The organism is Anaerolineaceae bacterium oral taxon 439 (genome assembly GCA_001717545.1).
Lineage (GTDB): Bacteria > Chloroflexota > Anaerolineae > Anaerolineales > Anaerolineaceae > Flexilinea.
In genome coordinates this window covers 2046911-2072804 of the sequence record CP017039.1, presented here as the reverse complement: position 1 = coordinate 2072804, position 25894 = coordinate 2046911, and the positions used below count along the sequence as shown (strand labels likewise).

Here is a 25894-nt window from a genome sequence, read left to right as displayed (position 1 = left end):
CATCTCAGCGATAATTATTGCCGTTCTAGAGTTCCGGGCAACCCTCAAGGCGTTTCCGCAGCCAGAAAAAAGTCATAGAAAGGCTCGGCCGGCGGCAGGCGCAACGTTCCAGAAACTTGGGAGAGTAGGCAGTACAATGGCTAATATTAAGTCACAGAAGAAGCGAAATAAGCAAAATGAAGCCCGCCGATTGCGCAACCGTCTGGTTCGCGGTCCGATGCGTTCGGCGTTGGCGAAGGCCCGCGTTGCCGTGGCGCAGTCGAGCGAAGACGCTGAAGCGCTGGTTTTCAACGCCGTTCGTGCGTTGGATCGAGCCGTTCAGAAGGGCGTTCTGCATAAGAACAACGCTGCTCGGAAGAAGAGCCGGCTGGTTAAAAAGTTGGCCGCTAAGGCGTAAAGTTCCGATTCAACCCGATCATGGTTCGGGTTGATTGTGTTCGCTGAAAGAGGGCTGTGTTCATTCGAACGGATCAGCCCTTTTTTGTTGATAATTATGAGAAGCGAAATTCAGCCGGGATACCGGGGAGATCAGGTAGACAAAACATGTTTGAGAAAGAACAGCAGGAATTAGCAAATCAGGTTCAGATCCTGAGCGCCAAGGCGGGCGTTCCGCTTGGGGCGATTCAATGGTCCTGGATTCCGTTCAGTGGGAATTGGGGCTTGTCGACTTCATTCTTCCAGCCGGTCGCGGTCGCGGCGAAGGCGCGGGGCGAGAAAACGAATATCGGTCAGAAAGCGCAGGAAATCGCGGCGCAGGTCGCTTCGGAGCTGAGTCTTCCGATCGGATTCGAACGCGCGGAGGCGATAAAGGGTTATCTGAACGTGTATTTTTCTTCGAAAGCGTATGCGCGCCGCGTTATTGATATTGTTCTTGAAGAGGGCGCCGCCTTCGGACGGGCGCCGAGGCGTGGACGGCGGACGATGGTTGAATTCGCGCAGCCGAATACGCATAAATCTTTCCACGTCGGGCATCTGCGCAACGTCATTTTGGGTAACGTTGTCTGTAACCTGATCGACGCCGGGGGCGACGACGTTGTTCGTACGACATATTTAGGCGATATCGGGCTGCATGTGATCAAATGGATGTGGTGTTATCTGAAATATCATGCCGGGGAAAAGCCGACGGGCGATATTACCCGCTGGATGGGCGATTTATATACGGAAGCGTCGCAGCGCGCCGAAAGCGAACCCGGCGCGGACGGCGAGATTCGCGAGCTTTTCGCCCGCTGGGACCGGCGCGATCCGGAGATTGTCGCGCTTTGGAAAGAAACGCGGCAATGGAGCGTCGACGGCTTTGAGGAAATCTTCAAGACATTGGGCGTTGGTTTTGATCATTATTATTTTGAAAGCGACGTTGAAGATTCCGGGAAGGTTGTGGTCGACGAGCTGATCGAACGGGGAATCGCGGACGACGAACGCCCGGAAAACGCGGTCGTCGTCAAGCTGGATGAAAAATATGGGACGAAGGACAAGTATCGCGTTTTAGTCGTTTTACGTTCGGACGGGACGTCGCTTTACGCGACGAAGGATCTGGCGCTGGCGATTCAGAAATTCGCTGAGTTCAAGCTCGATCGGTCGGTCTACGTTATCGACGTCCGCCAATCGCTCTACCTGACGCAGGTTTTCAAGACGCTTGAGCTGATGGGGTATTCGTGGACGAAGGACTGCTATCATTTATCATATGAAATCGTCAATCTGCCCGGAAACGTGACGATGTCGTCCCGGGACGGGACGGTCGTTTTCCTGAACGATCTTCTGGCTGAGGCGAAAGCGCGGGCGCTGGAAATTGTCCGGGAGAAGAATGATGCGCTGAGCGAAGCGGAAAAGGTTCGTGTTGCGGAGCTGGTCGCGCTGGGAGCGCTGAAATACTCGATGGTCTCCCGTGATAATACGAAGATCGTCACGTTTGACTGGGCTTCCGCGCTTGACTTTAACGGTCAGGCCGCGCCGTATATCCAATATGCCGCCGTGCGCGCGAATAGTATTCTGAAGCGGACGGAAGCGCCGTTTCCTGAAAGCGCGCCGCTGACGTACGATTTGAGCGAGGTTGAAATCGAGCTGATCGACCTGATGACGCGGCTGCCGAAAGAGATTCTGCGTTCGGCGAATGAAATGAAGCCGCTGTACGTCGCGTCGCTGGCGTTTGATCTGGCGAAAACGTTTAACGAGTTTTATCGTGTTTGTCCGGTTATGAAGGCGAAGGGATCCGTGCGCGATTTTCGACTGCGGTTAACCGCCGCCGCGCGTCAGGCGATTGTCAACAGTCTGGCCGTGCTGGGGATCGAGACGCCGGATGTGATGTAGTGGCGGTGTACTACCTGCCCTCATGCGCCGTCAACATGCCATACAGAAAAGCGGCCCCTACGAACGGGGGCCGCTTTAACTTAACTTCTTACAGCGCGTCCAGCGCGCCCTGATCGTCCCAGCGCTCCCGGAAACGCGTCTTGAATTCATCGATTGTGAACGAATGCGTCTGCGTGCCGACCTGCTCCAGGACATAGGTCGAGACGAGCGCGCCCATCTTTCCGCAGATTTCGAGCGGGAACCCCTTATAGTAGCCGGTCAGGAATCCGGAGCGGTAGGCGTCCCCGACCCCGGTCGGATCAGCGATCCTCTTCGCAGGGTAAATCGGCGCGAGGAACTCGGTTCCGTTCGCGATAATCCGCGATCCTTCTTCCCCGAGCGTAATCACCGTAATTTCGGTCTGGCTCAGGATTTCTGCCTCGCTCCATTCGCTATGCTTTTTGAGCAGTTCAAACTCATACTCGTTGCAGAAAAGGAATTTCGCGCCGACAATTCCTTCGCGCAGCTGCTCTTTATTCATGCGGATGATTTGCTGCGATGGGTCGAAAGCGTAAGGGATTCCCAGCTCCTTAGCCTGTTTCGCGTAGCCTATCATGGCGACAGGGTCGGACGGGGAAATAATAAACAGCTCGACGTCCGCCGGATCCAGCTCCGAAAGCTTGATATCCCCGGAATTGGCCATCGCGCCAGAGTAGAACGACGCGATCTGGGCGTTCGAGAGGTCGGTATTGGCGAAGAAGCTGGCGGTGTATTTTCCCGGAATAACGCGAGCGAACGCGCAGTCGACGCCATGCTCTGTCAGCCATTGCCGATAGTCGGCGAAGTCTTCGCCGACCGCGGCGAACAGGATTGGCTTCTGGCCCAGGAGCGCAAACGAGTAACTGATATTCGGGGCGATGCCGCCGCGAAGCTTGGTCATGTCGTCCACGAGAAACGACAGACTGACATTTGCCAGATGCTCCGGAAGGATATGATCTTTGAAGCGACCGGGAAAGCGCATTAGATAGTCGTAGGCGACAGAGCCGGAACAGACGATAGACATGATAACAGGTTTCCTTACCTCTCTTAATTCAGTTTCAATTCATTGGCCTATGGGTTCAGCTGAACCGAACCGCTCCATAGCTGGAGCCATTTTTCGAAGCTGGCGGCGACAAGTGCCGGATCCATCATGACCGGATTCCTCGGGGCCGGCGCGAATGTCTCGAACAGTTCAGGAACCGTCGCTTCGCTGTTAACCGGGTACACGAACATCTGACCCGGTAAGTCCGACTGCCATTCGGGGCTCAGGACAGCGTCGACAAATTTACGCGCCAGAGCAGCCTGATCCGTGCCTTTAAGGATTCCGATATATTCAATCATATTGAAACAGGTTTTATCGGCGACAATCGCGGCGGTCGGCGCTTTTTCCATTGGTTCTTCCGCGTAAAACGGCGCGGCCGCAGGACTGGCGTCGTATGAAACGACCATTGGCTGATGCCCGTCGCCACCGCCGGCGGTAAAGTTCGTATAATAGGCGGTCGACCAGTCCGGAACGATTTCGGCGCCGTTCTCGACCAGCAATTTCCAATAGTCGAGGAAGCCGTTTTCGCCAAAAACGTCGATCGTCAGCAGCATGAACGCGAGCCCCGGCGTTGAAGAAACCGGGCTCTCGATCGCCAGCATGCCTTTATACTTCGGATCGGCAAGCTCTTCGAGCGAAGCGGGAACGTCCAGCCCGTTCGTTTCAAAATAAGCGGTATCGTAATTCAGGCAGATCCCGGCATGATCGAACGGGAGCGCGCGATTTTCGGCGTCGACTTTGAATTTGTCGTCGATCGAATCCAGCGCCGGCGCGGCGTACGGTTCAAGAAGGTCGTTTTCAAGCGCTCGCGCGACGAGGACACTGTTGATTCCGAGGATGACGTCGGCTAAGGGCGCGTCTTTGGTTAAAATAGCGCGGTTGAGGAGTTCGGTCCCGTCTCCGGCTTCAATAAATTGCAGCCTGACCTGATTCGCGGATTCGAAGGCGGCGACGAGGTCTTCGCTTACGGCGTATGAATCGTAAACCAGGACGTCGAGCGTCGCATCATCCGCGAAAACGGACGAAACGGTCAGGCAGGCGATCACTAAAATCACGGCTAAAACTTTTTGCAGCATTCCTTTACAGACTCCTGAATACTAATGATTTAATGGATCAAAGAACAGTCGAAAACCGTTCCGTTCTATCCATTCGCAGCGAACCATTTTCCCACCGGTCAGCTCAGCGCAGCTTTCCAGCAGGACGCCGCAGAGCAGCGCGGCGGCGACATGATCCGAGGGATCCGTCGAATTGGCCTGAGGCTCGAATTCGAACGCCTCCGCCGTCTCGGCGCGCAGAACAGGGAAGCCCCCGGGACAAAAAACGTCGTCGATAAGACGGCTTATCCCGCTTCGGACGCGCTCAGCGGGCGTAAGAATTCGGAAACGCGCTTCCGAAAAGCGGAGCATATCGTTAAATTCGGTCCTGATTCTCGGAAACGCGAACCTTCCGATCGCGATCCCCGCGCCTTCGGCCTCCGGAAGCGACACGAAGGACAGCAGGTGGGAGGCGATTTGAATCAGATCTGATTTTGCCCCGCCGACAGGGGTCAGGCGCTGAAACCGGATCAGCTCGCTTTCGCCAAAATATTCCTGATACCCGTACCGCAGGGCGCGATTCAATCGTTCCGAAATGCTCGCCACGCCGTCTCTCCTTAATCAACCGTTTCAGCAGCTGAAAAAAATCATTCCCGGGAAAATTATAATCAGAAAAAGACGTTTCGGACCGCGGCGGGCCGTAAGACGTTCGGAGCCTTTACGTTTCGGGCTGGGGACGGGGGATTTCCGGGACCGGATCCTTTTCGAATTTCCTGACGCCGAAAACGAAGTATACGATATGCCCGAGCCAGACGGTCGCGAGAATGATCCTGCCGATCGGCACGTTTTTCATCATGATAAACCCGAACGTCATCAGGATCGTGACCATGACGATTATGCGGATTTTCGTTTGAACGGTCATGCCTTTTTTATTCAGGAATGGTTCAAGATGTTCTTTGTACAGGGAAGTCCCTCGGAACCAACGGTGCAGCCTGTCCGACGATTTCGCGAAGAAAAAGGCGGTCCCGACGAAAAACGGGAAGGACGGCAGGAGCGGCAGCACGACGCCGACACAGCCGGCGCCTAAGCAGATAAATCCGAGGACCAGATAAATCGTTCGTTTCAGGTTCATGGAGCGTTTCTCAGATTCCTTTTTTCTTTGATAGATTCGATAAGGTGACGCAGCGTCGCTTTCGGATCATAGAAAATCATCCAGGGTCCGGCGGAACGCATGACGATCCGGATTTTTTCACGCATGGCTGGTTTATAACAAGGCGCCTTGCAGTTCGAACAGAATGTTTTCGTCTCAATAAACGGGCAGCGTTCCGATCGCGACTTTGCGTAGGTCTCCAGCTCGGCGCATTCGGCGCATAAACCAGCCTTCGTCCCATGCATTTTATGGCAATAAATTTTAATCATGCGCGAGACGATCCCCTGCTCAAGCGCGCGTTTTTCGGCGATGGAAACGGTTTTTCCCATCGTCTAACTGAGTCTCCCGTGGTCGACGGAAACGACATGATCGGCGATCCGCACCGTCGATTGCCGGTGCGATACGAGAGCGATCGTCTTCCCGGCGCGTTCCGACTGGAGCGATTTCAGGATGACGGCTTCGTTGAGGCTGTCGAGATTGCTGGTCGGCTCGTCCAGGAGGAGGAAAGGCGCGTTGTGCAGAAACGCGCGGGCCAGTCCGAGCCGCTGGCGTTCGCCGCCGGACAGTGTATCGCCGAGTTCGCCGACCGGCGTATCGTATCCTTTCGGGAGCGTCAGGATGAAGTCATGTACGGAGGCCATCCGGCAGGCAGCTTCGATTTCGGCGTCGCTTGCGTCCAATTTCGCAATGCGAAGGTTGTTTCGGATACTGTCGTGGAAAAGGTGGGTTTCCTGCGTGACGAAGCTTTCGATTTCGCGCAGGTTCGCCGTATCGATCCGGTTGACGGGTCTGTCCGAGATTTTAACCGTTCCCGAATCCGGGTCGCGAAAGCGCATGAAGAGCTTCAGCAGCGTCGATTTTCCGCTTCCGCTCCGTCCGGTAATTCCGATAATCGATCCGGAAGGGATTTCGACCGAAACGTTCTTCAGGATTTCTTCTTCCGCGTAGGAAAACGATACGTTTTCAGCGGCGGCTCCGCTGAAGCTCACGGGTGGGTTGCCGTTAATTTCCTGAATCAGCGGTTCTTCGTCCAGAACGTCGAGAACGCGGTTCCCAGCCGCAAAGGTATTCTGAAGCGTGGTTCCGAGTCCGGCGAGCGCGATCGAAGGCCCGAACGACGCGAACAGCGCGACCGTCGGGATGAGGACGCCGCTGAAATCAATGCTTCCGCGTCGGAAGAGGACGGCAGCCGCAAAGAGCATCAGTAAATCGAAGCACAGGATGATCAGCTGCGCTTCCGCCTGATTTATCGCTGCGATTTTTTTCATCCGTGCTTCGTCGTCCGACAACGCGTCGGATTTCTGATCGATCGCCGCTTTGCGGGATGCGCCCTGCCCGTATTGAATCGTTTCGGGAAGACCGCGCAGGCTGTCGAGCACAAAGGCGCTCAGTTCGCCGGCTTTTGCGCGGAATTTCATCCCGTCGTTCCCGTTCCGATTCGAAGCGGCGATCGGAACTGCGAGCCCGACGGTCAGATAAGCGGCCAGCGCCAGAAGGCCCAGGAACGCATGAAATCTGCCGATAAAAAAGGTCATCGTTATGGTAAACAGCAGCCAGATGGCCGCCGGAGAAATCGTATGCGCATAGAAGACCTCGAGGAGCTCGATATCCGACGTTATAACCGCGATCAGGTCGCCTTTATCCCGCCCGTCCAACTTTGCCGGACTGAGCCGCCGGAGGGCGCGGAAGACCTGATCGCGGATCAGCGCCAGCAGCTTGAACGCGATAAAGTGGTTGCAGGCCTGTTCCCCGTATCGGAGTCCGGTCCGAAGGATGGCGAAAACAACGATCGCCGTAAGAAAAAGCGGCGTCGGCGAACCGGAGGCTATTCTCAGGATGATCATCGCGCCGAAAACGGTAATCATCGCGGCGCAAAGATGCCCCAGCCATCCCATCAGGATCGCCAGCGCCATATAACCTGAAAGCGGTTTGACCAGTCCGACCAGCCGCGCCATGACGGCGAGGCCGCTTCGGCGGCTGAGCTGCGTTTTATTCTGGTTCAATGCGTTTCCCTCCGTGCGTCTTCCTGGAGCCCGAGTCGTTCGAGCTCCTGCTGCGTTGTCCAGAGCTTCTGATACAGGCCGTGATGGCTGAGAAGCTGTGGATGCGTTCCTGCCTCTGCGACGCTGCCGCGGTCCATGACGTAAATCCGATCCGCGGGAACGACGGCGGCTAATCGATGCGATATCAGGATAACCGTCTTCGTTTTCGCCAGCGCGTATATTTTTTCGAGGATTGCGCTTTCGCTATCGACGTCGATATTCGACGTTGCTTCGTCGAAAATATAAATCGGGCTGTCATGCAGCAGCGCCCGCGCCAGCGCCAGCCGCTGGCACTGGCCGCCGGAGAAGTTCGACGCTTTCTCGGTCAGCGCCGTGTCCAGCCCGTTTTCAGATTTAAGGAAATCGGCCAGATGGACCTGCTCGAGCGCATTCCAGCATTCGGCGTCGGTCGCGTTCGTGCGGCCCATTCGTAAATTATCGCGTACGGTTCCTTTAAAAAGATAGGCGCTGTGGCTGACGTACGTGATCCGGCGGTTCAGCTCCGCCTCGTCGATTCGCTTCAGGTCTTCGCCGCCGATCGTTACCGTTCCGGTATAGTTCTTCTTTCTTCCCATCAGGATCGCGGCGACCGTCGACTTTCCGCAGCCGGATTCGCCGACAATCGCGCTGAAGCTTCCGAACGGGAAGCGCAGCGCGACGCCGCTCAGGATTCCCCGATCCGTTTCGTAGGCGAAGTTCAAATCGGAAACGACGATTCCGCTGTCTTCAGGAATTCCACGGATCGTTCCCTTCGCCGGTTCGTCCAGGTCGAGAAGCGCGAATATTTTCCCGCTGGCGGCCATTCCGTTCATCGCGATATGGAAGAAGGAGCCGAGCTGGCGCATGGGGATAAAGAAATCGGCGGACAGCAGCAGGATCAGCAGGCAGCCGGCAAGCGAGACGTTCCCGGCGGCGTACTGCGTCGTCGCCAGGATAATCCCGAGCGCCGCGCCGCCGTAGGCGACGAGATCCATGATCGTGATCGAGTTGAGCTGCATGACGAGAACCTTCATCGTGATTTTACGGAATTTTTCCGCCTCTTCGTTCATCTCGGCGTTTTTAAATTCGTCTGCCTGATAAATCTTGAGCGTCGTCAGTCCCTGGAGGTTTTCGAGGAAGACATCGCCGAGCGCTGTGTACTGTCCCCAGTATTTCGAGAGGAGTTTTTTTGCCCAGGCCTGGACGGCCGCGATCGCGATCGGGATCAGCGGGACGCAGACGAAAAGGATAATCGCGGAAGGGAGGTTGATGAAAGCGGTGACGGCGAAGAGCGTCAGCGGCGCTGCCATCGCGTAGAAAAATTGCGGAAGGTACGCGCCGAAGTACGTTTCTAACTGCTCGACGCCTTCAACGGCAAGCTGCACAATTTCGGACGTTTTCGTCCGCTCTTTATAGTCGCTCCCTAATCGGAGCAGTTTTTCGTAAATCAGACCGCGAATCGTTTTCCTGACCTTCTTCGACGAGAGGAAGCTTAGCCGTGAGGACTGGATTGCGCAGGTATATTTCATCGCGACGGCGGCAGCGGCGCCGATAAGCGTAATCCCGAACAGGCTTTTATCCGCGCTTCCGTCCGCCAGTCCGGCCAGCAGGTTTGCCAGCGCGGTCATCAGCGCAATATTTGCCGCCAATGAACACCATTGATAAGCGACATTGCCGATGATGAATTTCATACTTTCCGGGACAATTCCGATCAGCCGTTTGTTGATCATTCGCTGTTCCCACCCGGCTCAGCGTTTTTTAACGCAGGAGAAGTACGCGATCGACTTGACGGAACCGAGCTTCGTTTCCGCGTAGAGCGAGTTCAGCCGCGTATTCAGGCTCTCCATCGTTTCGAACGGTGGGCTGAAGTAGCCTTTTTTAACGTAAAACCGGTTGATCAGGCGATCGGTTCGGGAGACTTCGCCCTTCACGTAAAAACAGCCGCAGAACGTTCCGCCGGGTTTCAGGACGCGGTACGTTTCTTTCCAGGCTGCTTCTTTGTCCGGGAACGCATGAAATCCGTTCTGCGACAGCACGATATCGAAGCTTTCATTTTCGAACGGGAGCGCGCCGACGTCGCCCTGCCGGAACGAAACGTTTGAGAGCTGCATCGCGTTCGCGCGGCGTTCAGCGCGGACGATCATATCCGGCGAATCATCCATGCAGGTAATTTCCGCGCTGCTGAGCTTACGGTACAGCGGCATGGTTAATACGCCCGTCCCCACTGGAATTTCCAGCAGCTTACCCTGAAAATCGCCGGGAATCGCGGAGAGCGAGAGGTCGATATATTTCCGGCTCTCCTCTTCCCCCATCGCCCAGACCAGACGGCAGACAATTTTTCCGGGAATTGTTGAACAGGTTATCATTCCGTCGTAGAAATCGTGGTCGCCGCCGGTCTTTTCGTATGCGGCGCGAATCCGGTTTTTTTGACCGCCTTTTTCGACCGCTTCGGAGCGATAGCCAACGAACGTGTAACCGGTCGGGGCCAGGGCTTTCCGGAGCTCCTCTTCCGTAATTTCATTTTCCGTCAGGATCACCGTTTCGCCCCTCGCGCGGGAGGAGGTTACTTTCCGAACTTTAAAAGCGCGCCGGATGACGTCGTTGATATAGCTTTCGCACATGCCGCAGGACATTCCGTCAATTTTTACCGTAATCTTTTTCATTCCAATCTTCTTCCTTTTCTATCTCGCGAAAGGGCGCGTCCGTTCCCCGCTTCTCTCTCCATTATTCGGATAAACGCTGCCATGCGGATTGATCATCAAGCGCCTCTGATTGATAATTAGACACACCTAATAATTAGGCGCCTCTAATTATACTCTGCTTCGGATTCAGTGGATATCGCCGCCGGGAAGCGCGATCTGACGTATACTTATTCCATTCGTAGTTCGCTTTTACTTAGATCAGTCAGGTTTTACGGAGATCATATGATGCAACCAAATCAGCAGGGAACCGACGACAGTCGGCAAAGGATTCGAAACCGTTTCGGTTTCGGGATCGGAACGATTGGCCGCGACGCGGTATACACGATGATCAGCATGTACTTGATGTTTTATCTGACCGACGTGCTGCGCGTTCCGACGGCGACGATGTGGTGGGTTACGGCGGCGATTATTTTTACGAAGGCGTTCGACGCGTTCAACGACCCGTTCATGGGGATTCTCGTCGATAACACGAAGTCGCGTTGGGGGAAATTCAAGCCGTGGATTCTCTTCGGCGTTCTGACGTCCGCGGTGATGTCGGTCCTGATGTTTACGGATTTTCACCTGCATGGGATGGAGTATGTCCTGATTTTCCTGCTCGTCTATCTCCTTTGGGAGATCAGCTTCACGGCTAACGATATTTCGTACTGGTCGATGCTCCCTGCGTTAAGCCGGGACCAGAAGGAACGCGAGCGGATCGGAGCGGTCGCGCGGATCTGCGCGAATATCGGCCTTTTTGGCATGGTTGTTTGTATCACGCCGATTACCGAAGCGCTCGGAAGGGCCGCCGGTTCGCTTCAGCTGGGGTATTTCTGGCTTTCCGTCATCGTTTGTGGAATTATGATTGCGTTTCAGATGGTGACGCTGGTCTTCGTAAAGGAAGAAACGGCGGCCGAGGTTTCGGACGAGAATAAAACGAAGATCCGCGACCTGCTGCCGATTATCCTGAAAAATGATCAGCTGCTGTGGGTCGTTCTGGCGATGACGCTGTTTCATACGGGCTATACGACGACGACGTCTTTCGGTCAGTATTATTTCAAGTACTATCAGGGCGATTTGAATATGTATCCGGTTTTCGGGTTGATTCTCGGCGTGGCTCAGATTTTGTCGCTCCTGATATTTCCGTTCGTCCGGCGGAAATTTAAGCGCGAGCCAATCTACGCGGCGGCGACCGTGATTATTTTAGTCGGGTACGTCGTTTTCCTGGCGGCGCCTCCAGGGACGGTTATCGGCGTTGCCGCCGGCGGGCTGCTGATATTTATTGGTGACGCCGCGATTCAGCTGATTATGCTGATGCAGATTTCGGATTGCGTCGAGTATGGAGAATGGAAAAACGGGAAGCGGAACGAATCGGTGACGGTCTCGCTTCAGCCGTTTATTTTCAAAGTTGCCTCGTCGCTCGCGAGCGGGATCGTCGGGATAACCGTGATTCTGTCCGGGATGAAGGAAGCGCTGACGCCCGCGGACATGACCGCGAACGGGATGAACCTGTTCCGGTTCGCGATGTTTATTTTTCCGATGATTTGTATTGTCGTAAGCTACCTGATTTACCGGCGGAAGTATGTTATTAATGAGGATCGGTACGCGACGATTCAGGCGGACCTGGCGGAACGGCGAGCGCAGGCGCAGTAGAGAGGGAGCTGACGGATCGGCATGAGTAAGCAAACAAGATTTCTGGTATTATTGCTGGCGCTGTTCCTCGTTACGGCCTGGATGCTGATGCTATGGCGCGTTCCAGCCGTTCGTTCGGATATTTTTGTCAACTCTTATCTGAACCTTTTTACGGGCTACACGCTTTCAATTCTGGCGCTCGCCGCGATCATCCTGGTTCTGACCGAGTTGCTGACGAGCCAGGAAAACCGTTGGGCGTATATTGATTTCCGGAAGCTTCATGGGGAGATTCAGGCTCCGGGCTTTTTCAGGCTTCCGAAGTCAGCCGACTGGTTTTCCTCCGGCAGGATTGCTGCGCTTGTTCCCGCCGCGCTGACGGTCTTATTGAAAATTTTCTCGCTTCCGGGGACGGCGGTTTTTTCGTTCCGAATTGGCGAGCTGCTGATGACGCTCGTTCTGGCGGGACTGTACGCGGCGGCGATGGAAATTTTTTTTCGCTATTCTCTGATTACGCTGGGAAAGGACGCTAACGTTCGGAGCGGCGGAATCATGGTATTCTGTGTTGTATTTTCTGCGTTGTCGGGTTATTATTTCCCGATGCTGGGCGGAGTTTTCGGGTTGCTGATCGGCGCGGTGCAGGGGACGCTGTCTGCGCGTGCGATGCTCGATACGCGCGGAACGTTCTGGCCCTGGACGATTCATTTCGTTCAGGCGTTCGTCATGATGGCGTTTTCGGTCGTAACGGCGTAGCTTCGGCTTCCGCCCGCTGGTTCGGGCGCCCGGGCAGGATCTGGAAAGGAAACATATGAAAACGGTATTTACAAACGCGGTGATCCTGATCGGCGCGGGAAACTGGCGGCCGATTGAGAACGGATATATCGCGATCGACGGCGATCGGATTATGGAAATCGGTTCGGGCCCGTACCTCGGAGCGGCGGATTCGATCCACGACATGAGTGGGAAACTGATTCTTCCTGGACTGTACAACATGCATTCGCATACGCCGATGTCGATCCTCCGCGGCGTTGGGACCGGTCTGGCGCTCCAGCAGTGGCTTTTCGAGTGCATGTTCCCGCTGGAAGCGAAAATGAACGCAGAAGACATGCGGATCGGCTGCCGGCTGGCGATTGCCGAGATGCTTTCCGGCGGCGTCGTCAGCTTTTCTGACATGTATCATTATCCGGCGGACTACGTTCAGGAAATTATCGACGCCGGGATCAAGGCGAACGTCAGCTTCCCGATCATGGAAGAGAATCCGACCGGGTCGCAGGCGCACGATTCGCGCTTTAATTTATCTGTCGAGTTCGTCCGCGCGTTCGACGAGAGCGCCGGCGGACGGCTTAAAGCGGACTTCGGAATTCACGCCGAATATACCAACACGCCGGAGAGCATGGAACGCTATGCCCGGGTATGCCAGGAGATGAACGGGCGAATGCACCTGCATTTATCCGAGACGGCCGCGGAACATGACCGCTGCAAACAGCGGTACGGGAAAACGCCGGCGCGGCTGTTCGCGGATCTGGGCGTTTTTGAAAATCCGACGATCGCGGCGCATTGCGTTTTCGCTGAGCCGGAGGATATTGAACTTTTCAGGGAAAAAGGCGTTTCTCCGATTCATAACCCGAGCAGCAATATGAAATTGGGCAGCGGCCTCATGCCGATTCGGGCGATGCTGGACGCGGGCGTGCGGCTGACGATCGGAACCGATTCTTCCGCGAGCAACAACAATCAGAACCTGTTTGAAGAGATTCATCTTGCGGCGATGATTCACTGCGGTTTTCATCGGGACGCGACCGTGATCCGTGCGGAAGAGCTTCTGGATATGGCGACGATTAACGGCGCGATCGCGCAGGGACGCCCGGACTGCGGCGCGCTGAAGGCAGGCTATAAGGCGGACCTGATCGCGGTCGATTTACGCAGGCCGCACCTGATCCCCAATCATGATACCGCCGCGCTCCTCGTTTACAGCGCGCAGGCGTCCGACGTCGTTCTGACGATGGTCGACGGGAGGATCGTTTATGAAGACGGACGGCTGCTGACGATTGACTGCGAGAAGATGGCTGCGGATGCGGACGCGTCGCTGCGCCGGGTCTTTTCGGTGGACGTCGCTTCCGCGGGGTGAGGACCCGTGGGAACAGGGGCCGAAAATCATCTTTTCAGAAAATGGAACTTTATCCGGGGCTGGATCGTCTATTCTGTATCGCGCGGATCGGCCGCCGTTCGGATATTTAAACGAAAAAGAAAGAATGTACCTGTATTCTCATGGAAAATGTGCCTGAACTGCCGTCTGTGGATTTACTGACGTCGCCGAATTGGACCGATTACGCTTTGATTGACAGCGGCGGCAGCCGGAAGCTGGAGCGATTCGGGGCGGTGACGCTGATCCGACCTGAAGCTGAGGCGGTCTGGTCCCCGAGGGTCCCGGAACGGGAATGGGCGCGCGCGGACGCGGAGTTCGTCCCGTCCGCCGAGGAAAACGGCGGCCATTGGGTTCCGTTCCGCGATGTTCCCGATCGCTGGACGGTTCGGTACGGGGCGCTGCGCTTTTGCCTGAGCCTGTCGAACTCGAAGCAGCTGGGGATTTTTCCGGAGCAGGCCTGCCAATGGGACTGGGTTCAGGAGACGATCCGCGAGCGGGCGAAGCCGACGCGGGTCCTGAATCTCTTCGGGTATACGGGCGCGATGACGATGGCCGCTGCGGCGGCTGGGGCGCAGGTCACACACCTGGACGCTTCAAAGAAGGCGATCCAATGGGCAAAGGAGAATCAGGCAGCCTGCCGCGTTCCGGAGGACCGGATTCGCTGGATCCTCGACGACGGGCTTAAGTTCGTTCAGCGCGAAGCCCGCCGCGGGAGCTTCTATCAGGGAATCGTTCTCGATCCGCCGAAATTCGGACGCGGTCCGAAAGGGGAGGTCTGGGAGTTCTATAAGAGCTTTCCAGAGCTGATTCGCGGCTGCCGCGCGATCCTGACGGACGACGCGGCGTTCCTGCTGGTAACGGCGTACGCGATCAAGGCGTCGTCGGTTACGATCGGGAACGGCGTCCGCGAGGCGTTATCCGGGCTGGGCGGATCGGTTCGGCAGGGGGAAGTCTGCCTGCGGGACGGTTCGGGGCGAGTGCTGTCGATGGCGGTGTTCAGCCGCTGGAAGGGAGATCGAAAATGACAAAAGAAAATAGGAAAATCGCAGTATTGGGCGTCGGGGTGATGGGCGGCGCAATTCTTAACGGGATCCTGACGAAGAAATTCTGTTCAGGGTCGGAGGTCACGGTTTACGACCTGATCCCGGAAAAGGTCAGGCCGTTCGTCGACACGTTCGGCGTAAAAGCGGCGGCTTCGGCGAAAGCTGCGGTCCAGGGCGCGGAGGTCGTCGTTCTCGCGGTCAAGCCGCAGTATATCAACGCGCTGATGGAAGAGATCGCGGAAGAACTGGACGTCGAAACGCTGGTCATTTCGATCGCGGCCGGGGTTTCCCTGTCGCGCTTGCAGGAGTATTTGAATACGGGGAACCTGATCCGCGTCATGCCGAATACCCCGGCTCGGATCGGTTCAGGCGTCTCGGGCTGGATCGCGGACCGTTCGGTCAGCGAGGAGGATAAAGCCTACGTTCGTTCGTTCCTGGCGCAGGTCGGGATCGAAGTCGAGGTCCGGAACGAGGATCAGATCGATCAGATCGGCGCGATCAGCGGTTCCGGCCCTGCGTTCGTATATCTTTTCATGGAAGCGATGATCGATACAGGCGTGCATATGGGGATGACGCGGGAGGCGGTTACCGAGCTGGTTACGCAGACGCTGATCGGATCGGCGGAATACCTGAGGGCGCGCGGGGAACATCCTGCCGTGCTGCGCAACGAGGTTACGTCCCCGGGCGGGACGACGGCGGAGGGGCTGTATTACCTCGAACGGGAGAATTTCCGCGCAGCGATCGCGCGCTGTATGTGGGCCTGCCACGACCGGACGCGGCAGCTTCGGAACGAGAGCGCTCGGCGCGAAAAGAATCTTGATATCCGGGCGTAGGAGCTCGGCTTGAACGTTTATCTGGACTCGGTTGGCTGCCGCCTGAATCAGGCGGAGATAGATCGATATGCCGCGGAATTAACGGCGCAGGGGCATACGATTACGCAGCAGATCGAGTGTGCCGATCTGGTGGTTATCAATACCTGCGCGGTGACGGCGGCGGCCGCGGCCGACTCGCGGGCGCGGATTCGCCGGGCGGCGCGGAACCCGAACGCGCGGATCGTTGTGACCGGCTGCTGGTCGGAGATCGAAGCGGACGCGGCGAGGCGCTTTCCCGGCGTCGCTCAGGTTGTTCCAAACGCTGAAAAAGACCGGCTCGTCGGACGGCTTCGGCCGTTCATATCCGGCGCGGCGTTGTCTTCGGCCCCGATCTGTCCGGCGCCGGTCCACGCGCATGGACGGACCCGCTTTTTCCTTAAAGTTCAGGATGGCTGCGATAATTTCTGTTCGTTTTGCGTGACGCGGCTTGCGCGCGGAAAAGCGCGCTCGGTTCCGGTCGAGCCGATCCTTCGCGAAATCCGCGGGATCGAAGATGCCGGCGGGAAGGAAGTTGTCCTGACCGGGGTCAATTTGGGCGCGTGGGGATTGGATTTCGAGCCGAAGCGAACGCTGACCGACCTTCTGTGCGCGATATTGCGGGAGACGTCGGTTCCACGGATCCGTTTATCGTCGCTTGAGAACTGGAACCTTGATCTGGACTTTGTCTCGCTTTGGGAAGACGATCGCCTCCTTCCGCATTTCCATCTCCCGCTCCAATCGGGATCGCCGTCCGTCCTGCGGCGCATGGTCCGACGGACGAAGCCCGAAGGTTTTTTGAGGCTGATCGAGGCCGCGCGGCGCGTTCGCGGCGATTTTTCAATTACAACCGATATCATCGTCGGATTTCCCGGGGAGACGGAAGAGGCGTTTAACGAAACGCTTCGTTTCGCGGCGGCGGCGGCGTTCAGCGGCGGCCACGTTTTCCCGTTTTCCCCAAGGCCGGGAACTGCGGCGGCGAAGCTTCCGGAGCCGGTCGCGAACGAGGTAAAAAAAGAACGCTCAGCCCGGCTCAGGGCGCAGCTCGACGCGCAGAAAGACGCCTTTTCCCGGGCGCAGCTCGGAGCGCGGCGCAGGATCCTTTGGGAACATGGGGCGATCAGGGCGGAAGGCGGCTACCGGAATCGGGGACTGACGGATAATTATCTGGCGGTTGCGAAGACTTCCGAAACCGCTCTGACGAACAGGATCAGCGAAGAACGGATCCTGGCGCTTCAGGATGGGGTCCTTCTGGCGTAGGTTATATTCTGCCGCGGCGGCTGTGCGAAAGCTGCCTTGTCGTTCCGATCCTTCAGGTTTTCCCGTCCAGGAAAATTTCAATTTGCTTTGCGGCTGTGGAGCTGAAAACGGAGGACGTCGATCAGGGCCCGCCAGCAGGCGATAAACTCGCGAAGCTGCCAGAGGATGAAGTCGTCCCAGCGTTCGATGTGATGCGGCGCTACGCAGCCGATTGCGTTGATCCCGAGGCGGCGCGCGATCCAGACGGCGCGGGGAAGATGAAACTGCTGCGTGACGAGGGTTATCTGGTTCGATCGCAGCGGGAGAAGATTGACGCAGCTGTCGAACGAGCGGAATCCATCCGGATCGATCAGGATACTTTCGTTCTGAACGCCGAGCTCGGCAGCGTACAGGCGCATTGATTCCGTTTCATTCGCGTAGATAGATTTATTCCCGCCGGTCAGGACCAGCGCGCTGACGTTCGCTCGGCGGAGCAGGTTGACCGCCGTTTCGATCCGTTCGCGTAAAACGCGCGTCGGTCGCCCGTCTTTCTCGATCCCCGCGCCGAGGACGACGGCGAAGCGGTTCGGCGGGCACTGCCGATCGGAGAAAATTGAGCGCCTGGTTGTCATGAAGATAGCGATCCTTGGCAGAATCCCGATTATCATCGTTATCAATAGGAACGTGGGCAATTCGTGCGATTCCTTTCGTAAAAAATATAGATAACGCAATCCATCACATTGACGATGAAATATGATGGATTGCGGGGAGGTTTTATGGAACCGGTTTATCAAGTTCATCCGCCCTCTAGTATTATACAGGCGGAGCTTCCGGACGGGCGAATTATCAGCGGACCCAGAGGCGAACCGGTCGGCCAATTCTTAGCTCAGATCAGCGGCGAGTTCGATCGCGAACCGGTCGGCGCGATTGTGAATCATGAGCTGCGGGAGTTGACGTACCGGCTTGAATCGAACGCGAAAATCGAAGGTGTAACGACGGCGATTTCGGACGGAAAAAATATTTACCGGCGATCGGTCGTTTTTCTCCTGGCGGCGACGTTCGAGCGTCTATTCCCGGACGCGGATCTCATGGTCGATCATTCGATCGTTTCCGGCGGGTTGTTCTGCAGGATTTGCGGGCTGGAAATTGGCGACCCGAAGACGTTTTACGCTGCGCTGGAGTCCGAGATGCGGAAGACGGTCTCGGAGGATCTTCCGATTGAGCGCGGGAAGGTTTCGATCGAATCCGCGCGGAGGATTTTCGAGGAAAAGGACCAGTCCGAAAAGCTTCAGCTTTTGAAACATCGAAAGAAGGATTATCTGACGATGTACCGGCTGGGCGATTATATCGATTATCACTACGGGTATATGGTCCCGTCGACCGGGTATTTGCGCTGGTTCGCGATCGAGCCGTCGGAGAACCCTGACGAATTTTTCCTGCGATATCCGAAGGACGGAAAGTCAACGGAAATCAGTCCGCTTCGCGAGGATCCGAAAATCCTTTCACAGTTCCGTCTTTACGGCGACTGGCTGACGAAGCTGGGGATCGGATCGATTGGATCGCTGAATAACGCGATCGAGAAAGGCCGGATCCAGGAGGTCATTCTCGTCAGCGAGTCGTTCCATAGCCAACGTTTTTCACAGATCGCGCAGCGGATTGCGGACATGGATCCGCGTCCGAGAGTCATCCTGATCGCCGGGCCGTCTTCTTCAGGAAAGACGACGTTTTCGAAACGACTTTCGATCGAGCTTCTGGTTCATGGGATTTCTCCGGTGCCGATCGAGATGGACAATTTCTTTATCGATCGGGCGCAGAGTCCGCGTGATGAAAATGGGGAGTATGACTTTGAGGCGGTGGAGAACCTGAATCTGCCGCTGATGGACGACTGTATTCACCGGCTGATCGATGGGGGGGAGGTCCAGCTTCCCCGTTACGACTTTTTAGATGGAATCAGTAAACCCGGGCGAACCGTCCGGATCCACGAGGACCAGATTATTATCCTTGAAGGGATTCACGGAATGAACCCGCGGCTCCTTCCCGGGATCCCCAAGGCGCAGAAATTTCAGATTTATATCTCTCCGCTGACGCAGCTGAACGTCGACCGGTACAATCGGGTTTCAACGGTGGATAACCGCCTGATCCGCCGGGTTGTCCGAGACTATCGCGAACGCGGTTATTCGGCCGAGGAGACGATTAAGCGCTGGGCGTCGGTTCGCGCCGGCGAAGACAAGCATATTTTTCCCTACCAGGCGTTCGCTGACGCGTATGTGAATTCTTCGCTCGTTTACGAACTTTCGGCGCTGAAACCGTTCGCCGAGACGGCGCTGCGTCAGGTGACGTTTGGGTCGATCGAGTATATCGAGGCGAAACGGCTGCTGTCGTTCCTGGCGTGGGTGCTGCCGCTCCCGGTTGAACTGATTCCCGCGAATTCGATTTTAGCCGAGTTTGTCGGCGGTTCAAACTTGAAGAATTTCTCCGTCTGGAAAGGGAATTCGGATTGACTCCGATCCGGCGACGCGGAGGAACGTTTGGAAAAGGAGGACTTTCGACTGGCTCAGCTTGTCCGCGAGAGCGGCATGGAAATCCTCTCGAAAAAAGGAAGCTCCGATTTTCGCGGAGCTTCCTTTTTATTCAGTGTATAAGGTTTTCGATCAGAGCGGCTTATCGACCGTCAGTTTCCTCGCGGCTGGATGCGGCGTGGCAATCTTGGCCTTCGCGGCGGCGAGGCGGGCGATCGGGACGCGGAACGGCGAGCAGCTGACGTAGTCGTTTCCAATCAGATGGCACCATTCGATCGAGCTCGGGTCTCCGCCATGTTCGCCGCAGATACCGACTTTCAGTTCCGGTCGGACGGCGCGGCCGTCTTCGATCGCAATCCGCATCAGCTTCCCGACGCCGTCGCGGTCCAATTCCTGGAACGGGTTGGTCGGAAGGATGCCTTTTTCGACGTACGGGATCAGGAACGAATGTTCCGCGTCGTCGCGGCTGTATCCGAACGTCATCTGGGTCAGGTCGTTCGTCCCGAACGAGAAGAACTGGGCGACTCCGGCGATCTCTCCGGCGGTCATTGCGGCGCGCGGGATCTCGATCATTGTACCGAACAGGTACTCGACTTCGACGCCCTGTTCCTTCATGACTTCTTTGGCGATCGATTCCAGCTTCGGCTGGATCGTCTTGAGCTCGTTAACATGCCCGGTCAGCGGGATCATGATTTCCGGCTTGGGTTCGAATCCGCGTTTCTTAACGTCGCAGGCGGCTTCGATAATCGCCCGGACCTGCATTTCGACGATCTGTGGGATCATGATCGATAAGCGGACGCCGCGCAGCCCCATCATCGGGTTGGATTCATGCAGCTTCTCAACCTCGGCTTTCAGGTCGACGAGGCGCTGGATTTCCTTGCTCTGCGGCTTACCGGAGACGTAGTCAGCCAGATTGTCGAGGCGTTTCTTGATAATTTCTTCTTCGAGTCCGACGGCGGACGGGAGAAACTCATGCAGCGGCGGATCGATCAGGCGGATAATAACCGGATAGCCGGACATGGCGACGAAGATCCCCGCAAAGTCGCCGCGCTGGAAAGGAAGCAGCTTATTCAGTTCTTCGACGCGGTCCTCAACGTCCTTCGCCAGAATCATGCGCTGAACGATCGGTAAGCGTTCCTGGTCGAAGAACATGTGCTCCGTTCGGCAGAGGCCGATCCCCTTCGCGCCGAAAGAACGGGCGCGTTCGGCGTCGCTCGGGTAATCCGCGTTCGCCCAGACTTCGAGGTCGGCGATTTCGTCCGCCCAGGACAGGAGCTGGCTCAGGTCTTCCATTTCGGAAATATCGGGAACGACGACCGGAATACGGCTGTCGTAGATCTTCCCGGTCGAACCGTCGACCGAAATCCAATCGCCTTCCCTGAAGATGCGATCGGCGATTTTCATCGTGCGCTTGTCCATGTCGATCTGGATCGAGGCCGCGCCGACGACGCAGGGGACGCCGAACTGGCGGGCGACAACGGCTGCATGCGAGGTGGCGCCGCCCTCAGAGGTCAGGATTCCCTTGGCGGAGAGCATGCCGTGAACGTCGTCCGGCTTCGTGAACGGGCGGACCATGATACAATCCTGATTTTCCTTTTCTTTCATTTCAACAACCAGGTCGGCGTCGAAATAAATTCGGCCGACGGCCGCGCCCGGCGAGGCGTTGACGCCGATCGCGACCGGTTCGGTCTTCTTCAGGACGTTGTTGTCGAACTGCGGATGGAGCAGCGCGTCGACCTGTTTGGTCGTGACGCGTTTGACCGCGGTGACCTTATCGATCAGCCCTTCGTTGACCATCTGGACAGCGATCGAGACGGCGGCTTTCGCGGTGCGTTTCCCGTTCCGCGTCTGGAGCATCCATAGCTTGCCGCGTTCGATCGTGAATTCGACGTCCTGCATGTCTTTATAGTGTTTTTCGAGCTTGTCGGTGATATCCATGAATTCGGCGTATGCGCTGGGCATGGCGTCCTTGAGCGCTTCGATCTTGCTTCCGGTCCGGATGCCGGCGACGACGTCTTCGCCTTGGGCGTTGATCAGGTATTCCCCGAACATTTTATTCGTCCCGTCGATCGGGTCGCGGGTAAAGGCGACGCCGGTCGCGGAGTCGTCGCCGTAGTTCCCGAAGACCATCGTGCAGATATTGACGGCGGTTCCGAGCGAGTCAGGGATATTTTCAGCGCGGCGATAGTCGATCGCGCGTTTCCCCATCCAGGATTTGAAGACGGCGATGGTGGCCAGGCGAATCTGTTCGACGGGATCCTGCGGAAATTCTTTCCCGTACTGGAGGATGACGATGCGCTTGTACTCGTCGCAGATAAATTTCCAGTCCTCGGCGGTCATTTCCGTGTCGACCTTATAGCCCTTCTCGGCTTCATATTGAAGCAGCAGGTTTTCGAAATGTTCATCGGCGATTTCGAGAACAACCGAACTGAACATATGCAGCAGGCGGCGATAAATATCGTAAACGAAACGCGGATTGTTCGTCAGCTTGATCATCGAAGCGACGGTCACGTCGTTCAGCCCGATATTCAAAACGGTATCCATCATGCCCGGCATCGATTCTTTCGCACCGGAACGGCAGCTGACCAGCAGCGGGTTTTCGCTGTCGCCGAATTTTTTGCCGGTCTGCTTCTCGGTCTCGGCCATTGCAGCCACGACCTGGTCCCACATGCCCGCCGGGAATTCTTTCGTTTTCGAATACTCGTTGCAGGCTTCCGTCGTAATCGTAAAACCGGCCGGAACGGGAACGCCGATCCGCGTCATTTCGGCGAGGTTCGCCCCTTTCCCGCCTAACAGACCGCGGACATTGTCCCAAACGCCGCCGCAGTACGCTTCAGCCTTTTGGACTTCGCTGAATAGATAAACCCATTTTTTTTCACTCATTCCATGACCTCCGGGAGTTTTCTGCTGAAAGCTTCTTGAATTTATTTGATTGATTGAATTTTACCATACGCGGCGAAGAATTTCCGCGGGATTCACGGAACTTAAGAGAGAAAACGCGGGAAAACGCGGATCATTCCTCATCGCCGTTATCTCGTTTCTTTCTGTTTCCCCGTGATCGAGAATTCGACCCATTCGGCGATGTTGACCGCGTGGTCCCCGATCCGTTCAAGGTATTTCGCGACCATGAGCAGGTCGATCGCGGTTTCGCCGATTGCCTGACGCCCGTCGGGATCCGCCGTTGAAGAGATCGTCTCGACCAGGTCGTTGCGAACCGTATCAAAAAGGTCGTCGACGATATCGTCGTAAGCGATGACCGCGTGCGCCAGTTCGAGATCGCGGCGGACGAAGGCGGTAATCGCGCCGTTGACCATGTCGATCGTCGCGCGCGCCATTTCTTTGATATGGCTGGTTTTGCTTTCGAATTTTTTCGTATGACCGCTGCGGACGATTTCGGCGATATCGCCCGCCTGATCGCCGATCCGTTCCATATCGGTGACCATTTTCATCGCGGCGGATATCAGGCGTAAATCGGACGCGACTGGCTGCTGCTGGAGCAGGAGCTTATAGCATAAGCTGACAATTTCGTTTTCCTTCTCGTCGATTTCGCCGTCCAGGTAAATGACCTCGTGCGCCAGGAAGGGATCGGAATTCAGGAGCGAATTCGCCGATTTCAGGATCGCCTTTTCGCAGAGTCCGCCCATCCGCGTCAGTTCGGCGCTCAATAAGTTCATCTGCTCGGTAAAATGAACGCGCATTATCCAAACCTCCCGGTGATATAGTCTTCGGTTTTCTTATTCTCAGGCATCGAGAATAATTGCTCGGTTTCATTGTATTCGACGATTTCCCCGAGAAGGAAAAATGCGGTTTTGTCCGAGATGCGGACGGCCTGCTGCATGTTATGCGTCACGATGACGATCGTATATTTTTCCTTCAATTCGATCGCCAGGTCTTCGATTTTTGACGTCGAAATCGGGTCCAGCGCCGACGTTGGTTCGTCCATTAATAATACCTCAGGCTGGACCGCAAGGGCTCGCGCGATGCAGAGACGCTGCTGCTGGCCCCCTGAGATTCCCAGCGCGCTTTTTTTCAGCCGGTCCTTCAGCTCGTCCCAGATCGCGGCGTCCCGGAGCGATTTTTCGACGATCTCGTCCAGGCGTGCCTTCCCCGAAATGCCATGCGTCCGCGGGCCGTACGCGACGTTATCGTACACGCTCATCGGGAACGGATTCGGCTTCTGGAAGACCATGCCGACGCGCTTGCGCAGCAGGTTGACGTCCATCTTCCCGTAAATATCTTCCCCGTCCAGCATGATTTTCCCGCTGATTCGGACGTCTTCGACTAAATCGTTCATCCGGTTCAGCGTTTTCAGGAGCGTCGACTTTCCGCAGCCGGACGGGCCGATAAACGCGGTAATTTCGTTGGCCTGGATCGGCAGGCTGACATTCTTCAGCGCCTGAAAATTTCCGTAAAACAGGTCCAGATTTTCGACCAGAATTTTTTCCATGCGGCTTCGTTCCTTCCTTGAAATTTCCGCGGCTTAGACCTTCGCGAGCTTTCCGGCGAGAAAAGACGAGATCAGGTTCAATCCCAGGACCAAAACGATGATGACGACAGCGGTCGCGTACGCCTGATCGACGTAGATGCCTTCCGTCGCCAGCAGGTACATATGAACCGCGAGCGAGCGTCCCGAGGAAAGGGAACTTTTCGGAATTGCGGCGACGGATCCGGCCGTGTAAAGCAGCGCGGCGGATTCGCCGACGATCCGTCCGATACTCAGGATCACGCCGGCTAAGATTCCGGGAACCGCGGACGGCAGCACGATGACGAAAATAGTTCGCATCTTTCCCGCTCCCAACCCGAACGAGCCTTCACGATAGGAGTCCGGGACCGCGATCAGCGCTTCTTCGGTTGTGCGCATGACGAGAGGGAGGATCATGATCGCCAGCGTGAAGCTCCCGGCGAGGATCGAATATCCCCAGCGCAGGAAGGACACAAAGAAAAGCATCCCGAATAAACCGTAAATAATTGAAGGGATTCCGGAGAGCGTTTCGGCGGTCAGCCGGATGATCTTTACCAGCCGGCTCCCGCGCTTTGCGTATTCGACCAGGTAAACCGCGGCGAAAATTCCGAGCGGGACCGCGATGATCAGCGCGAGCAGCGTCAGCAGGATGGTCGTAACCAGCGCTGGCGTCAGCGAGACGTTGACAGAATTGTATTCGAAGGCGAAAAGGCTGAGCGTCAGCCTGGGAACGCCCCGGATCAGGATATAGCCGAGTATAACGACCAGCGCGCTGATTGTCAGCGCCGCCGCGGTCCAGATCAGGAACGCGATTGCGCCGGAAAGCGGATCTTTTTGATATGTGCGGAGCTGACCGGCGAAGCTGCGGCGGTTGATTTGCGGCGGCGCGGCTGTCATGCGGACCGGTCCTTCCGGCTGATCAGCGAAAAACTGAGATTGATGATCAGGATGAAGACGAAGAGGACGACGCCGGTCGCGATCAGCGCTTCGCGATGGAGCCCGGCGGCATAACCCATTTCAATGACGATATTGGCGGTCAACGTTCTCAGTCCTTTCAGCAGTCCTTTCGGGACGCGCGCCTGGTTCCCGGCGACCATGATCACCGCCATCGTTTCGCCGACGGCGCGTCCGATTCCTAAGACAACGCTCGCCATGACGCCGGATTTCGCGGCTGGCAGCAGGACGAAAACACAGGTCCGCTCATGCGAGCTTCCTAAGGCCAGACCGCCTTCGTAATAGCTTTTCGGAACGGCGCGGATCGCCGCTTCGCTGACGTTGATAATCGTCGGGAGGATCATGATTCCCAGCAGGATCGACGCCGCGAGGAGGCTGTTCCCATGTCCGCCGAACGTGGCGCGGATTCTGGGGATAAGAACGGCCATCCCGAAGAAGCCGTAAACGACTGAAGGGATCCCGGCGAGGAGTTCGACGGCTGGCTTTAAACCGCGGTACAACGGCTTTGGACAGAACTGCGCCAGAAAGAGAGCGGTCAGAATCCCGATCGGGACGCCGCCGGCGATCGCTCCGGCGGTTACGTAGATACTCCCGAGGATCATCGGGAAAATTCCGTAAATATCGTTGGACGGTTTCCAGGTCCTTCCAGACAGGAATTCGAGCGGGCCGATTTCCGCGATCGCCGGTATTCCGTTCGCGAAAAGGAAGACGCAAATCAGGAGGACGGCGAGAATGGACGCCAACGCGCAGATCAGGAAAACGATCCGCATCCGATATTCTTTATCGAAAAAAGCTTTCCGAAGGTTCATG

At 56.5% G+C, this 25894-nt stretch carries 23 protein-coding genes; 9 read left to right on the top strand and 14 right to left on the bottom strand.

Annotated elements, in window-relative coordinates:
* Positions 1–136 precede the first annotated feature (136 nt).
* Together BEQ56_09225 and BEQ56_09220 are read left to right on the top strand one after the other, a co-directional pair.
* On the top strand, positions 137–397 hold the full coding sequence (locus BEQ56_09225; GenBank protein AOH43637.1) for a 30S ribosomal protein S20: 261 nt from the start codon (positions 137–139) through the stop codon (positions 395–397).
* Between the two features lie 146 nt (positions 398–543).
* Positions 544–2304: an arginine--tRNA ligase gene (locus BEQ56_09220; protein ID AOH43636.1), complete on the top strand. Its 1761-nt coding sequence runs from the start codon at positions 544–546 to the stop codon at positions 2302–2304.
* 88 nt (positions 2305–2392) lie between these two features.
* Here the strand turns inward: BEQ56_09220 and BEQ56_09215 are convergent, their stop codons facing one another.
* From BEQ56_09215 to BEQ56_09180, 8 genes are all read right to left on the bottom strand, one after another.
* Entirely contained in the window at positions 2393–3346 is a 954-nt protein-coding gene (locus BEQ56_09215; GenBank protein AOH43635.1) for a ribokinase, read from the bottom strand.
* Positions 3347–3393: 47 nt separating this feature from the next.
* A complete protein-coding gene (locus BEQ56_09210) occupies positions 3394–4440 on the bottom strand; it encodes a hypothetical protein (GenBank protein ID AOH43634.1) in 1047 nt (348 codons plus the stop codon).
* Positions 4441–4461: 21 nt separating this feature from the next.
* On the bottom strand, positions 4462–5004 hold the full coding sequence (locus tag BEQ56_09205; protein ID AOH43633.1) for a hypothetical protein: 543 nt from the start codon (positions 5002–5004) through the stop codon (positions 4462–4464).
* A gap of 112 nt (positions 5005–5116) precedes the next feature.
* On the bottom strand, positions 5117–5530 hold the full coding sequence (locus tag BEQ56_09200) for a hypothetical protein (protein AOH43632.1): 414 nt from the start codon (positions 5528–5530) through the stop codon (positions 5117–5119).
* On the bottom strand, positions 5527–5877 hold the full coding sequence (locus tag BEQ56_09195) for a hypothetical protein (protein AOH43631.1): 351 nt from the start codon (positions 5875–5877) through the stop codon (positions 5527–5529). Before BEQ56_09195 ends, BEQ56_09200 begins: the two co-directional genes overlap by 4 nt.
* Before the next feature lie 3 nt (positions 5878–5880).
* Positions 5881–7503, bottom strand: a complete 1623-nt coding sequence (locus BEQ56_09190; GenBank protein AOH44490.1) for an ABC transporter ATP-binding protein — start codon at positions 7501–7503, stop codon at positions 5881–5883.
* A gap of 44 nt (positions 7504–7547) precedes the next feature.
* Positions 7548–9299 (bottom strand): cysteine ABC transporter ATP-binding protein, encoded by a 1752-nt coding sequence (locus tag BEQ56_09185; GenBank protein AOH43630.1) that lies wholly within the window; start codon positions 9297–9299, stop codon positions 7548–7550.
* 18 nt (positions 9300–9317) lie between these two features.
* Positions 9318–10058, bottom strand: a complete 741-nt coding sequence (locus BEQ56_09180; protein AOH44489.1) for a methyltransferase — start codon at positions 10056–10058, stop codon at positions 9318–9320.
* Positions 10059–10496: 438 nt separating this feature from the next.
* On the opposite strand from BEQ56_09180, the gene BEQ56_09175 reads away from it, so the two are divergent.
* From BEQ56_09175 to BEQ56_09150, 6 genes are all read left to right on the top strand, one after another.
* The gene (locus BEQ56_09175) at positions 10497–11900 is read left to right on the top strand and encodes a sugar transporter (GenBank protein AOH44488.1); all 1404 of its coding nucleotides are present in this window, start codon (positions 10497–10499) and stop codon (positions 11898–11900) included.
* Between the two features lie 51 nt (positions 11901–11951).
* Entirely contained in the window at positions 11952–12629 is a 678-nt protein-coding gene (locus BEQ56_09170; protein AOH43629.1) for a hypothetical protein, read from the top strand.
* 55 nt (positions 12630–12684) lie between these two features.
* Complete coding sequence (locus BEQ56_09165; GenBank protein AOH43628.1) at positions 12685–14001, top strand: hypothetical protein; 1317 nt, start codon at positions 12685–12687, stop codon at positions 13999–14001.
* Positions 14002–14141: 140 nt separating this feature from the next.
* The gene (locus tag BEQ56_09160; protein ID AOH43627.1) at positions 14142–15044 is read left to right on the top strand and encodes an SAM-dependent methyltransferase; all 903 of its coding nucleotides are present in this window, start codon (positions 14142–14144) and stop codon (positions 15042–15044) included.
* Positions 15041–15895, top strand: coding sequence for a pyrroline-5-carboxylate reductase (locus BEQ56_09155; protein AOH43626.1), 855 nt, complete (start codon positions 15041–15043; stop codon positions 15893–15895). Before BEQ56_09160 ends, BEQ56_09155 begins: the two co-directional genes overlap by 4 nt.
* 9 nt (positions 15896–15904) lie before the next feature.
* Positions 15905–17170 carry a hypothetical protein gene (locus BEQ56_09150; GenBank protein AOH43625.1) on the top strand — a complete coding sequence of 422 codons (1266 nt, stop codon included), beginning with the start codon at positions 15905–15907 and terminating at the stop codon, positions 17168–17170.
* 77 nt (positions 17171–17247) lie between these two features.
* Here the strand turns inward: BEQ56_09150 and BEQ56_09145 are convergent, their stop codons facing one another.
* Positions 17248–17817, bottom strand: a complete 570-nt coding sequence (locus tag BEQ56_09145) for a hypothetical protein (GenBank protein ID AOH43624.1) — start codon at positions 17815–17817, stop codon at positions 17248–17250.
* A gap of 108 nt (positions 17818–17925) precedes the next feature.
* Between BEQ56_09145 and BEQ56_09140 the strand changes: the two genes are divergently transcribed.
* Positions 17926–19650 carry a uridine kinase gene (locus BEQ56_09140; protein AOH43623.1) on the top strand — a complete coding sequence of 575 codons (1725 nt, stop codon included), beginning with the start codon at positions 17926–17928 and terminating at the stop codon, positions 19648–19650.
* A gap of 150 nt (positions 19651–19800) precedes the next feature.
* Here the strand turns inward: BEQ56_09140 and BEQ56_09135 are convergent, their stop codons facing one another.
* From BEQ56_09135 to BEQ56_09115, 5 genes are all read right to left on the bottom strand, one after another.
* Complete coding sequence (locus tag BEQ56_09135; protein ID AOH43622.1) at positions 19801–22551, bottom strand: pyruvate, phosphate dikinase; 2751 nt, start codon at positions 22549–22551, stop codon at positions 19801–19803.
* Between the two features lie 146 nt (positions 22552–22697).
* Positions 22698–23366: a phosphate transport system regulatory protein PhoU gene (locus tag BEQ56_09130; GenBank protein AOH43621.1), complete on the bottom strand. Its 669-nt coding sequence runs from the start codon at positions 23364–23366 to the stop codon at positions 22698–22700.
* Positions 23366–24115, bottom strand: coding sequence for a phosphate ABC transporter ATP-binding protein (locus BEQ56_09125; GenBank protein ID AOH43620.1), 750 nt, complete (start codon positions 24113–24115; stop codon positions 23366–23368). Before BEQ56_09125 ends, BEQ56_09130 begins: the two co-directional genes overlap by 1 nt.
* A 33-nt stretch (positions 24116–24148) precedes the next feature.
* The gene (locus BEQ56_09120) at positions 24149–25027 is read right to left on the bottom strand and encodes a phosphate ABC transporter, permease protein PstA (protein AOH43619.1); all 879 of its coding nucleotides are present in this window, start codon (positions 25025–25027) and stop codon (positions 24149–24151) included.
* A complete protein-coding gene (locus BEQ56_09115) occupies positions 25024–25893 on the bottom strand; it encodes a phosphate ABC transporter permease subunit PstC (GenBank protein ID AOH43618.1) in 870 nt (289 codons plus the stop codon). Before BEQ56_09115 ends, BEQ56_09120 begins: the two co-directional genes overlap by 4 nt.
* Position 25894 lies beyond the last annotated feature (1 nt).